The organism is uncultured Roseobacter sp. (assembly GCF_947501835.1).
Lineage (GTDB): Bacteria > Pseudomonadota > Alphaproteobacteria > Rhodobacterales > Rhodobacteraceae > Roseobacter.
The window spans coordinates 1-10,368 of the sequence record NZ_CANMXR010000036.1 but is presented as its reverse complement, the minus strand read 5'-3'; the positions used below and the strand labels follow the sequence as shown (position 1 = coordinate 10,368).

Here is a 10,368-nt window from a genome sequence, read left to right as displayed (position 1 = left end):
CAATAAGCCCGCGACCAACGCAGCGAGGCGGCCATCCTCCCAAATCAAAGCGACTTCTTCAACAAAATAGGCTCATTACGGACCTCGGATGCAGCGCGGCATCTGAAAGATGGCTGCGGACCGTCATGCGGTGGACGGCCCATAAGAGACATTCGGCTTCCTGTTGGCTTTCTGCGATAGCAGCCCGCATTCCGGTCATTAGCTGCAAGTGCAAATCTGGCGTCGCTTGAACTCACACATCGCGGACAATTCTGTCGTTCGAGCATATCGAACCAATGACTGTTTTGCGAAGTAATCCGGCCTTATGTATCAAACGCACCAAGCTATTCGTCGTCACGTTCAAAGCTGTCGTGAATTTCAGTGACGGTGTAGCCCTTGATCTCACCATCCATGCGGGTGGCGTAGACATCCACGACAAAGACCATCGCGAACGGGTTATCCTTGCCCTGTAACATCTTCTCCTTCAGCCCTTGGATGCTTTGCCTAAAGTAGACAGGCAGCACCTTGTCTGAAATGTCAGGCACACGCCCCCTATCGCCAGTGCGACCTTTTTCCTTGCCAGGACCGCGATTGGCTTGCTCTAGAAAAAGCATCACCTCTGAGCGTATCTTGTCGTCTTGATTCTCATCTTCGGGCTTTTTCGGCGCAGGCAGAGCCAACGCCTTGTCCATATTGACTGAAGCCTTGTTCAATTCGGCTTCATCGAATTTGTATTCAACAACTGTCTTCTTTTCACCGTCTGTCTTTTCGTACCTGGCTTGCTTGATGCCGAGCCTTGCACCCGTCTTCCCGACAAGTGGCCGTGTGAACTCTTTGAGGTCAGCGGCATCCTCTTTGGAAGGCGCTTCGAGCAGCTTTGTGTCCTTGCCCCCACCAGTGAAATAGCTAATACCTCGCCAAACGCGATTGGCAAAATCGGTCACGATCATGCCGCCATCCATCATGGCGATACCGCCCATCATAATGCCATAGGGCGCAATCTCGGCTATGACCGACCCGGTTTCGAGCTTGGTTACAAAGAGGCGGGGCGCATCTTCTGATCCGCTTCTGTAGTGTCGCTCATAGATACGTGAAAGCGCGGCGAAGCTGCCCGCCAAGTCTGTCAGTTCAACTGGCTGGCCCGGATCAAGCGTGATGATCAGCCTATCGCCCTCCTCTTTCACGTCATAGGAAACCATTTCAAAGCCTCAATTCTGTGACCTCAATTGCAGCCATACATTGCAGAAAGAAAGCCATCGTAAACACACCACGGCTGATCTTGTTCGCAATGTTCTTTTCGTTTTCTTGAACGCCTATTTTCTCAAGTAAATCAGACAATTGAGCATAAGTCACACCCTTTCTTTTTAGCTCAGAACGTAGCAGGTTCTTTGCTCGATCTGACCATTCCGCGTCCGTTTGCGCCTTTGGCATTTCACTACCTCAGTGGATAAAACCCTATTTATAGGGATATAGCCCTTGTAATGATGATGTGTAACCCCTATTTATAGGGTATAGACATCATAGGTAATGATAATGGCACAACACTTCCTCCTTTCAGCAGCATCTCGAACGCTCTCATTGCGCTCGATTTACAAGGCTGGTGAGGACGCGGCGTACCAGACGTTCTGTGAAATGCGTTGGCCTGAGACTGACGGTGAAGCAGTTTGCCCATGCTGCGGCCATGACGAAACCTACAAGATCACCACCCGCCGCAAGTTCAAGTGCAAGGCGTGTCACCATCAGTTCAGCGTGACCAGCGGCACCATCTTTGCATCGCGCAAGATGGACTTTGTAGACTTGCTGGCAGCGATCTGCATCCTTGTGAACGCCTCTAAGGGTGTTTCCATGGTACAGCTTTCCCGTGATCTGGACTGCCAATACAAAACGGCTTTCGTTCTGGCGCACAAAATCCGTGAAGCTATGGCGACAGAGGTTCACACGGGCGAAGTTCTCGAAGGTCACGTCGAGATTGATGGTGCATACTTTGGTGGTCATATCCGCCCAGAGAACGCCAAGGCAGACCGCAAGGACCGTCGCTTGAAGCGCCACCAAACGGGCAAGCGCCGCGTTGTAATCGCCATGCGTGAGCGTGAAGGTCGCACGCTGCCCTTTGTGGGCCAGTCTGAGGCCGAAGGGGTCGCGCTGGTAAATGAGAACGTGTCGCGCCTGTCCACCATGTCTGCGGATGAGGCGTCACATTGGGATGAGTTGCACATGGGCTATCACGTTGACCGCGTGAACCACTCCGAGATTTACAGCGACCACGGCAAGCACACCAACATGGTAGAAAGCTATTTCTCGCGTCTGCGCCGCATGGTGCAGGGCCAGCACCACCATGTTAGCCCACAGTATCTCTATCAGTACGCCAACCACGCTGCATGGCTGGAAGACAACCGCCGCACCGACAACGGTACGCTTGCGCAGATCGTGGTCAGCAACTCAATGGCCGCACCCGTATCGCGTAACTGGAAGGGCTACTGGCAGCGGGCAGCCTGAACCACATCATGCTGTAGGAACATTTGTGAACTCCACTAGACCGGCTAAGTGATTCTTGGTAAATAGAAAACACCCACGCGGTCAGGCGTGGGTGTAACTGTAACCGCTGGTGGCGATTGTGTCTGTGAATTCACGAGTTTTATATCCCATATTTTGTGCGGCAGCGCAAGTGCCATCGGCTCAATATAGGAGCCGAAGATGGCTTTATCACTTGGCCTTGGCCTCGGTTTGGGGATGAATAATCCTGTGCCGAGTCCTGTCGAAGATACAAAAGAGAAGGCTGATAAGCCTAAAAAGCCGAAGAAGGACAAGAAGTCCGACTAACGCTTAGCTGGCCCGATGAAGGGCCAGCCTCCACAAGCACCCATCCGGCCCAAAGTCTTGCACCACATGCCCGTCCTTCTGCTGCCGTTGGATAGCGTGACGCACCCGTTTCAGCACATCAGCATGGACATCATCGCCCCAGCCCTTCGACGCAATGATATGCGCCGCTATCGTTTCATCATCCGCTGGAGCTTCCCGAAGCATGTTGATGATGGTCAGCTTCAATTCATTGCGCCCGAATAGCTGCTTGTACTTTCCGCGTGGTGCTATGCCCTTGGGGTCGTCCTGATAGCCACATAGCACTAGCGCGCGGTCTATGGCGTCTAGATCAGCCTTGAGGGCGTCAGCGGCTTTCTGTGCGACCTTGTGCTGACCTGCTATCTCGCCCCGCCTCTTAATCAGTCCGAATATCGTATGTTCCATGCCCTATTATGGATTCACGCGGCCCGATTGTTCAGGTATATTGTTGGTGCGCTTGATACATAAGGCCGAAGTAATCCGCCGGGGTGCCTTCAGTCTGGGTGCCGCATTGCACTCGGTTTTGGCTCTTGAATTCTAGTTTGATTTCGGCCTGCTTTTTTGGCTTCGTACAAGGCCATGTCAGCCAGCTTTAGCATGTCAGCAAAATGGCGCGAAGATGTAGCTGGTCGACACGACGCGCCGATACTGACCGTAAACCTGCATACGCCTGTCACGCGATCCGCAAGTGCCATGTGTATTCTTTTGCAAACCAGTTTCGCGTCTTCCAAGGATGAATTCGGCAGAATGCAGACAAACTCATCACCACCAACGCGGGCGATTGTATCTACTGCTCTGCAAGTGGCTTTCAGCACGTCGGAAAGCGTCAGAAGTGCCTCGTCCCCGACTTTATGACCATGCGCGTCATTGATGGATTTAAAGTTATCGATGTCCATCATCAAAATTGTCACGGCCGCTTCGGACCTATCCGCTTCCGCGAAGATGCGCCGGGCGGCGGCATCAAAGGCGCGTCGATTGGCAACACCTGTCAAGGCGTCCGTCAAGGATAGTTGCTCCAGCTTTTCCTTTTGGCTTTGCAGCTCAAGCCTCGTGGACTCGAGTTCGTGAAACAACTTGTCTCTTTTTTCCGCCTCCACAAAGACCCATGCAAAGTTGCCATTTGGCAGGCGCCTGACACTGACCACCTTGGGGTGTCTGGCACCTGCAATGTCGACAACTGAAAGCTGGGACTCACAGCACCGACCCTCTTTCAAGACGGTTGGGACAATGTAACTGTTGCAATAGGCCACCGAGGCTGTCGTCAGAAGCTTGTGGACCGATGCGCTTTCCAGCGCCTTTGCATTCCAACCCAACTCTTCTTCGAAGTATTGGTTCGAGAACACTATTTTCTGATCGCGCGTGGTGATCAGACACCCGCAGGGAAAATGGTCGATGTCGACCATGTCGTTTTGACCAAACCTACTCAAGTGCAAATTGCACCAGTGCCGGAGCAATCTCGCGAGGATGGGTCATATGCAGACAGTGACCATTGGCTTCGACTATTTCTAGCTGGGCATTGATCATCTGAGCCTGCACAAACTTGCCCACTGAAACTGCGGCAAGCGTATCCTCGGTGCTTTGAAAGATCAGGGTCGGCTGCTTGGCCTTTGACAGAAGATCTCGGCAATCCGAAAAGAAGGTGACACGTGCAAAAGTTTTCGCAAAAAGTGGATCAGTCGAACAGAAGCTGTCTGCGAGTGTTTCAACCATCTCGGCCCCATTCATGCCCATCACAATGGGGGCGAGGTGATTGGCCCATCCGACATAGTTTCTGTCCATGAGCCCTAGTAGTTCTTCCAAATCTGCCCGTTCAAAGCCACCCTGGTAGTCGGGCGGATCATTCAGAAAACACGGCGACGGGCAGACCATCACGAGCTTCGAGATGATGTGAGGGACCTCAATCGCCGCAATCAAACCTGTCATGGCACTGACTGAATGTCCGACTAAGGTGACATCTGATAGGTTCAATGCGTCGCAAACATCGGTGATGTCTTGAGCATAGCCCTCCAGTGTTGAGTATTTTTCGCCTTTGAACGCTCTTGGATCAGACTTTCCCGAACCGACATAATCGAACAGAACAATCCGAAAATCATGTTCAAGATAGGGTGTCAACAATTGCCACATCGTCTGGTCACACCCAAATCCATGGGCCAGAACCAACGTTTTGGTTCCAGCTCCAAGGACGGTGACATTGTTACGGGCCAGTGTGTCGTCCAAGACCATTTGATGTGTTCTCCCAAAGCCTCAAGCGCACAAAAACAGCTCGCCATGCAGCGCTGGTGACCCGGCGCGTAAACACTGCGTTAGTATTGATTAATACTTCATTAACTCTGTGGCCGAACCTTACATCGAAGACATTCGTCCAATAGCGCAAAACCGGTCAAAGTGAGCTCTTTATCGACCTTAGAGCCGACGCAGCATCGGCAGATTTCTAGCGCACCGTTTCATCGAGCGGCCCAAACCTGCCTTTCATTGACCGGTCAAGATGCTGCGCTCGCAGCCCGCATAGCCGCCGTTCGCTGCAACTGCTCGAACTCGGCGGTGGCAGATGTCTGGACTGCGGGATTTCCCGACTTTCGTTGCGGCTGCGCCAATGGCGGCTTTGGATGAAGGGCTGGGTCGCAAACGGTCGTTATCGCCAGTGTCAGAAACATATGAGTTCTGACCAATTTTACGGTGGTGAGCTTACAAACATGCCGTTGTCGCCAAAGCCCAGAATCAGCATGACAATCAGCAGTATTAGAATTGGTAGGCCAAGATTGGTTCCAATACGCGGTGGAACCTTTGTAATTTGAGCGAAGTCCATGTCTTGCCTTAGCTCGTCCTTAGCGAGTTTGTTTGCAAGTTTGAAGCACGCATCAAGCCGGTTCATGATGTTGGAATGAACGAACCAAGTCAGCGTTCCGATGCAAAGGTAAAGGGCTGCCCACGCAAGGCGTGGATTGCTGAATGGCTCTGTCTGCCGCAGTTGATCAGATGAGATGATCCATCCCCCGACGGCAACACTGGCTACAACAAAAAACTGTAGAGATTTCGTCGCCACATCTGCGTGCTTAAACGCCAAGTCCACAGCATCTTTGGACTCCATGTCGCTTCCTTCTCTTGGCCGTTAGTCAACCGTATCAAAGATTGCGATGGTGTTCTACCTGTTGAGAACGCGCGTTAAATCCCTTTTTGCGCCGTCTTGCTGTTGCTGATTTAACCGCACTCATTAGGACCAGTCCAATTGAAGCGCAGGCAACGCCGCCCCACGTTGCGAACGCCCCTAGTTTGGCAGAAAAGAATCCGGCAACGCCGAGATACGTGAAGACTATACCCAAGACTTCAATGCAGGCTGCAGCGATCCCGAGGATTCCGAGAGCCGACTTTCGTGCACCTCGCAGCATCAAGCACTTTTGGGCTCACAGCAGACTTCCGACGGTTTCGGTCGGTTGACGGAACCAGCCCGAAACCGACATTGGATTTGCACACCACAGGTCGGGATCGCGGGAAAGCCGCCTTTCGCTGCAGGCGCATCTGCGTCCGCATTCGTTTTCGCAAGGAACTTAGCGCGGTGAGGATGGCAATCTGGATGCTCACGAAAGTGTCAGCTATTCCCACTTGACCTTCCACTTGCTGGAAGCCGCATGAAGGGTGAAATATGGAAATTTCGACATGCGAGCAGTACAGATTTTGGTCTTTCTTATCGGCGTGGCGGCTCTTGCCTACTGGTTTCTGGTCGAGCCTGAGCCGCAAGCCTCTCAAGTCCCGAGTGAACCCGACCCGGCAATTGCTCAGATCATCGTTCCAGAAAAGCTGTCGGCGAACGCGCAAGTTGGAAAAACAGCATTTGAAGCAGCTTGCGCATCATGTCATGGAGTGAACGCTGTTGGCCAAGTGGATGTGGCTCCTCCATTGGTGCACGTCATCTATGAACCGTCGCATCATAGTGACGAGGCTTTCCAGCGGGCTGTGGCAAACGGCGTTCGTGGCCACCATTGGCCTTTTGGAAACATGCCACCAATCGAAGGTTTGACGCGCGGTGATGCTCAGATGATCATCGCTTACATTCGTGAGATGCAACGCGCCAACGGCATCAACTAATCGGGACACTTGATACGATGGTGAAATCCAACATTATTCTCTGCATAGCCTTACTATTCGCCGGAGCTGCCTTTGCTCATTCTGGCGTGAAAAATGCTGCTGTTAAGGCGCGGATGGACGCGATGAGCGGGATCGGGGCAGAGATGAAAGTCATTGGTCAGATGGCCAAAGGCGTGACGCAGTTTGATCAAAACGCAGCGCGTGCGGCTGCTGCCGCTATAGCGAAACATGCGGCTCAAACACCGGCTTTGTTCGAAGCAAAAGAAGACGACCCTAAATCTGAAGCCAAAGCTGAGATTTGGGCAAACTTTGAAGACTTCAAGCAGAAGTCGTTGGAGCTGGAAAACACCGCTCTTGGTCTATCCACGAGTATTGCCAATAAAGCTGACCTTGCAATCGCGATGAAGTCTCTTGGTGCAAGCTGTCAGTCTTGTCACAAATCGTATCGAGAGTAGGGACAGAAAATGGATCGCCGAACGTTTCTTTTAAGCACTGGAGCTGCTCTTGCTCTCCCACATGCGGGATTAGCGAGCCCGTCCGTGCTGCGTGCGGAGCCGGTGAAGGCACAAATCTTGCCCGAAGGAGATGGCGCGACGGACATGCTTGGGTTCAATGGTTCGACTCCGGGCCCAGAACTTCGTGTGCGCCAAGGTGAAACGCTGGGGGTGCGGTTCGACAACCAAACCTCCGAAGGGTCGTCAGTGCATTGGCATGGCATTCGCTTAGACAATGCGATGGACGGTGTGCCTGGCATGACCCAACCTTTGGTCCAGCCCGGCGAAAGCTTTGACTACAGCTTTACGACACCGGACGCCGGCACCTTCTGGTACCACTCTCACAACCGGTCATGGGAACAGGTTGCCAGGGGGCTGTACGGTCCCCTTATTGTTGAAGAAGTCAATCCGCCTCGGGTCGATCACGACATCACCGTCATGCTGGATGATTGGCGGATAGAAGAAACCGGCGCACTGATGGGTGGCTTTGGCAATATGCACGACTTCGCCCATGCCGGACGAATGGGCAATTACGCCAAAAGCCTTCCTTCACAGGACAGCGTTCGCATAGGCGACCGGATCAGGTTGAGACTTATCAATACAGCAACTGCGCGTGTTTTTCCCGTTCGTTTCGAAGGACTCTCAGGACAGGTGGTTGCTCTGGACGGCATGCCACTTGCAACACCGCGTCCCTTAGAGGATTTCGAAATCGCACCTGGGCAACGCGTTGACCTCATCGGTGATGTCACCAGCGCAATCAAATTTCTATTTATCCTGCGTGATGACATTTACGAAATGGGCAGCCTGAAAATCGCAGGTGAAAATCTTACGCCCGCCAATACGCCCGTTGAGGCGTTGCCAGCCCCTAATGTTTTACAGCCAAAGGAAATCCCCGACCAATCATTGATCTTAAAGATGGAAGGCGGTGCCATGGGTGGTCGACACGCGGGCGACGATGTTTGGGCCTTCAATGGCGTGTCTGGGTTTAAAGATGCACCGTTTGCCCGCTTCAAACGTGGCGAGACCGCCCATTTCGAACTGATCAACGACACCAGTTTTGCACACGGCATTCATCTTCACGGGCACCATTTCTACGAGTTGAACCGAGATGGATCGGTTGGCGATTTGCGTGATACATCGCTGGTGCAGCGCGTTGCGTCTCAAAAGATTTCCGTGGTTTTCGACAATCCTGGCAAATGGCTGTTGCACTGTCATATGCTGGGCCATCAGGCATCCGGAATGAAGACTTGGGTAGAGGTGCTATGAGGTTTGTGCTGACGACTATCATGGTTTTTGCCACGGGTTTTGCATATGCTGCCCATGAGTTAGATGACAGGGACTTGGAAAGTGGCAAAGCGCTCTACGCAGAGCACTGCGCTGCGTGCCATGGAGCAAGCCTCGAAGGTCAGCCCAATTGGCAGACTGCGAATGAAAATGGCGTTCTGCCCGCGCCGCCTCACAACGAGCGTGGTCACACGTGGCACCATGATAACGCGCTTCTGTTTCAATATACGAAACTGGGAGGAAAAGAGGCTTTGGCAGCGCGGGGCGTGAACGATTTCAACAGCGGGATGCCGGGATTTGGTGACTCATTGAGCGATGATGAGATTTGGAACATCCTGGGGTTTATTCGATCAACATGGCCCGCGCGTATCCAGGAAATTCGGGCGGTACGAAATCCTCCGCACAACTAGGATCGCCTGCGTGCCAACTCTCGATAAAGAGCTTCCGGGCTAACCGACAGCTCATGTGCCACAGATTGCCACTCTCCCTTTTCTGGCAAAGGCCCGTACTCGGCCAGCCAAGCATCAAGTCGATCAGCGACGGCGCGCAACGAGCGAATTTCTGCACGCATGCGCGTAATCTGCACCGTGCGCGCTAAGTGGGCAGCCCATTCTTCTGCTAGATCAACGTTGGATCGAAGAGCATCGCGAAACTGAGCGCGGGGCATCGCAGCTATTGTGGATCGCTTCAATGCCAAACAATCGCAATGATAGGCGTCGGCGTAGGCTGAAGCTTCTGCTAGCACTTCGTTGTCGGTTGCACGTTGTAAGTACGCCTGGCCTCCAGACGGAAGCGTGCGAACCAACGCTGCACTTCCTTGGCGAACATAAAATATGTGTGCGACCGGATCGCCAGTTCTGAAAACGGTTTCTCTCGCATCGAAGTGACGATCAGAAGCTTGAAGGAAAAACGAAATTATCTGAGATGACATGATAAAGATCATATGAAGATGGAATTGGTTGCGCCAGATAAGATGCAACCAACGGAGACATTCATGAAAATCTGTTACATCATCTGTGCGGGGCTCATTTTCGGCGCACCAGTTGCAGCAGAAACCAAAAACCAGCCCTACAAAGGCTTTGACGCACGCGATATCAGCAGCCTTTCAGAAGCAGACATCGAAGCCCTCCAAAGTGGCACGGGTTGGGGCTTGGCACTACCTGCCGAGTTGAATGGTTATCCGGGCCCCGCTCACGTGCTGGAGTTGAGCGAAGAGCTGGGCTTGAACGAGCGACAAATGGCAAGCGTACGAACGATTTTTGAGGGAATGAAAGAAGAGGCAATCGCCAAAGGAAAAGAACTGATCAAAGCCGAGAGGAGGCTAGATGAGGGGTTCAAGTCGGGCAATTTAACAGTAATTACGTTGACTGAGTTGATTGCCAAAACAGAGACGGCGCGCGCTGAATTGCGCTTTGTTCACCTCTCGCGCCACTTAAAAACCATTGAGATTTTGAACGACGAGCAAATTTCTGGGTATGCGATACTGCGTGGATATGGCTCAGACCTCTGCGAACCAGTTCCCGAAGGTCACGATGCTGAAATGTGGCGAAGACACAATGCGTGTGATTGATAGTTTCGAAGCAGGCATTCGCCGCACAACAGAAAATCGGTAGCTTTGGGCTTATTTTGTTGAAGAAGTCGCTTTGATTTGGGAGGATGGCCGCCTCGCTGCGTTGGTCGCGGGCTTATT

14 protein-coding genes are annotated in these 10,368 nt (G+C 52.6%); 7 read left to right on the top strand and 7 right to left on the bottom strand.

Translation table 11 applies throughout. From position 1 onward, the window contains the following. Positions 1 to 323 precede the first annotated feature (323 nt). Entirely contained in the window at positions 324 to 1,178 is an 855-nt protein-coding gene (locus tag Q1A20_RS25670; protein ID WP_299919589.1) for a hypothetical protein, read from the bottom strand. A gap of 1 nt (position 1,179) precedes the next feature. Beyond that, the gene (locus Q1A20_RS25665; protein ID WP_299691928.1) at positions 1,180 to 1,410 is read right to left on the bottom strand and encodes a DUF6471 domain-containing protein; all 231 of its coding nucleotides are present in this window, start codon (positions 1,408 to 1,410) and stop codon (positions 1,180 to 1,182) included. Positions 1,411 to 1,512: 102 nt separating this feature from the next. On the opposite strand from Q1A20_RS25665, the gene Q1A20_RS25660 reads away from it, so the two are divergent. Together Q1A20_RS25660 and Q1A20_RS25655 are read left to right on the top strand one after the other, a co-directional pair. Continuing rightward, a complete protein-coding gene (locus Q1A20_RS25660; RefSeq protein ID WP_299919586.1) occupies positions 1,513 to 2,475 on the top strand; it encodes an IS1595 family transposase in 963 nt (320 codons plus the stop codon). 198 nt (positions 2,476 to 2,673) lie between these two features. Then, positions 2,674 to 2,799, top strand: a complete 126-nt coding sequence (locus Q1A20_RS25655) for a hypothetical protein (RefSeq protein WP_299919584.1) — start codon at positions 2,674 to 2,676, stop codon at positions 2,797 to 2,799. A gap of 3 nt (positions 2,800 to 2,802) precedes the next feature. Here the strand turns inward: Q1A20_RS25655 and Q1A20_RS25650 are convergent, their stop codons facing one another. The 4 genes from Q1A20_RS25650 to Q1A20_RS25635 form a co-directional block, all read right to left on the bottom strand. Continuing rightward, positions 2,803 to 3,222, bottom strand: a complete 420-nt coding sequence (locus Q1A20_RS25650; RefSeq protein WP_299919581.1) for a hypothetical protein — start codon at positions 3,220 to 3,222, stop codon at positions 2,803 to 2,805. Positions 3,223 to 3,311: 89 nt separating this feature from the next. Further along, on the bottom strand, positions 3,312 to 4,220 hold the full coding sequence (locus tag Q1A20_RS25645) for a GGDEF domain-containing protein (protein ID WP_299410595.1): 909 nt from the start codon (positions 4,218 to 4,220) through the stop codon (positions 3,312 to 3,314). A gap of 16 nt (positions 4,221 to 4,236) precedes the next feature. Beyond that, on the bottom strand, positions 4,237 to 5,040 hold the full coding sequence (locus Q1A20_RS25640) for an alpha/beta hydrolase (RefSeq protein WP_299410596.1): 804 nt from the start codon (positions 5,038 to 5,040) through the stop codon (positions 4,237 to 4,239). Between the two features lie 448 nt (positions 5,041 to 5,488). After that, a complete protein-coding gene (locus Q1A20_RS25635) occupies positions 5,489 to 5,905 on the bottom strand; it encodes a hypothetical protein (protein ID WP_299410598.1) in 417 nt (138 codons plus the stop codon). 566 nt (positions 5,906 to 6,471) lie between these two features. On the opposite strand from Q1A20_RS25635, the gene Q1A20_RS25630 reads away from it, so the two are divergent. Genes Q1A20_RS25630 through Q1A20_RS25615 form a run of 4 tightly spaced genes read left to right on the top strand, consistent with a single transcriptional unit; the run spans position 6,472 to position 9,088 of the window. Continuing rightward, positions 6,472 to 6,900, top strand: coding sequence for a cytochrome c (locus tag Q1A20_RS25630; protein ID WP_299919579.1), 429 nt, complete (start codon positions 6,472 to 6,474; stop codon positions 6,898 to 6,900). Between the two features lie 17 nt (positions 6,901 to 6,917). Further along, positions 6,918 to 7,355, top strand: coding sequence for a cytochrome c (locus Q1A20_RS25625; protein ID WP_299410601.1), 438 nt, complete (start codon positions 6,918 to 6,920; stop codon positions 7,353 to 7,355). Positions 7,356 to 7,364: 9 nt separating this feature from the next. Next, positions 7,365 to 8,660, top strand: a complete 1,296-nt coding sequence (locus Q1A20_RS25620; protein WP_299919576.1) for a multicopper oxidase family protein — start codon at positions 7,365 to 7,367, stop codon at positions 8,658 to 8,660. Positions 8,661 to 8,680: 20 nt separating this feature from the next. After that, the gene (locus Q1A20_RS25615) at positions 8,681 to 9,088 is read left to right on the top strand and encodes a cytochrome c (RefSeq protein ID WP_299919591.1); all 408 of its coding nucleotides are present in this window, start codon (positions 8,681 to 8,683) and stop codon (positions 9,086 to 9,088) included. Here Q1A20_RS25615 and Q1A20_RS25610 read toward each other — a convergent pair. After that, positions 9,085 to 9,609 carry a Crp/Fnr family transcriptional regulator gene (locus tag Q1A20_RS25610; RefSeq protein ID WP_299919573.1) on the bottom strand — a complete coding sequence of 175 codons (525 nt, stop codon included), beginning with the start codon at positions 9,607 to 9,609 and terminating at the stop codon, positions 9,085 to 9,087. The two genes, Q1A20_RS25615 and Q1A20_RS25610, sit on opposite strands and share 4 nt — an antisense overlap. A 63-nt stretch (positions 9,610 to 9,672) precedes the next feature. Between Q1A20_RS25610 and Q1A20_RS25605 the strand changes: the two genes are divergently transcribed. Further along, positions 9,673 to 10,248 (top strand): hypothetical protein, encoded by a 576-nt coding sequence (locus tag Q1A20_RS25605; RefSeq protein ID WP_299919571.1) that lies wholly within the window; start codon positions 9,673 to 9,675, stop codon positions 10,246 to 10,248. Positions 10,249 to 10,368 lie beyond the last annotated feature (120 nt).

Coding starts and splice junctions, on each gene's coding strand:
- Q1A20_RS25670 (WP_299919589.1), bottom strand. CDS start 1,178: ATGGTTTCCTATGACGTGAAAGAGGAGGGCGATAGGCTGATCATCACG.
- Q1A20_RS25665 (WP_299691928.1), bottom strand. CDS start 1,410: ATGCCAAAGGCGCAAACGGACGCGGAATGGTCAGATCGAGCAAAGAAC.
- Q1A20_RS25660 (WP_299919586.1), top strand. CDS start 1,513: ATGGCACAACACTTCCTCCTTTCAGCAGCATCTCGAACGCTCTCATTG.
- Q1A20_RS25655 (WP_299919584.1), top strand. CDS start 2,674: ATGGCTTTATCACTTGGCCTTGGCCTCGGTTTGGGGATGAATAATCCT.
- Q1A20_RS25650 (WP_299919581.1), bottom strand. CDS start 3,222: ATGGAACATACGATATTCGGACTGATTAAGAGGCGGGGCGAGATAGCA.
- Q1A20_RS25645 (WP_299410595.1), bottom strand. CDS start 4,220: ATGGTCGACATCGACCATTTTCCCTGCGGGTGTCTGATCACCACGCGC.
- Q1A20_RS25640 (WP_299410596.1), bottom strand. CDS start 5,040: ATGGTCTTGGACGACACACTGGCCCGTAACAATGTCACCGTCCTTGGA.
- Q1A20_RS25635 (WP_299410598.1), bottom strand. CDS start 5,905: ATGGAGTCCAAAGATGCTGTGGACTTGGCGTTTAAGCACGCAGATGTG.
- Q1A20_RS25630 (WP_299919579.1), top strand. CDS start 6,472: ATGCGAGCAGTACAGATTTTGGTCTTTCTTATCGGCGTGGCGGCTCTT.
- Q1A20_RS25625 (WP_299410601.1), top strand. CDS start 6,918: ATGGTGAAATCCAACATTATTCTCTGCATAGCCTTACTATTCGCCGGA.
- Q1A20_RS25620 (WP_299919576.1), top strand. CDS start 7,365: ATGGATCGCCGAACGTTTCTTTTAAGCACTGGAGCTGCTCTTGCTCTC.
- Q1A20_RS25615 (WP_299919591.1), top strand. CDS start 8,681: ATGGTTTTTGCCACGGGTTTTGCATATGCTGCCCATGAGTTAGATGAC.
- Q1A20_RS25610 (WP_299919573.1), bottom strand. CDS start 9,609: ATGTCATCTCAGATAATTTCGTTTTTCCTTCAAGCTTCTGATCGTCAC.
- Q1A20_RS25605 (WP_299919571.1), top strand. CDS start 9,673: ATGAAAATCTGTTACATCATCTGTGCGGGGCTCATTTTCGGCGCACCA.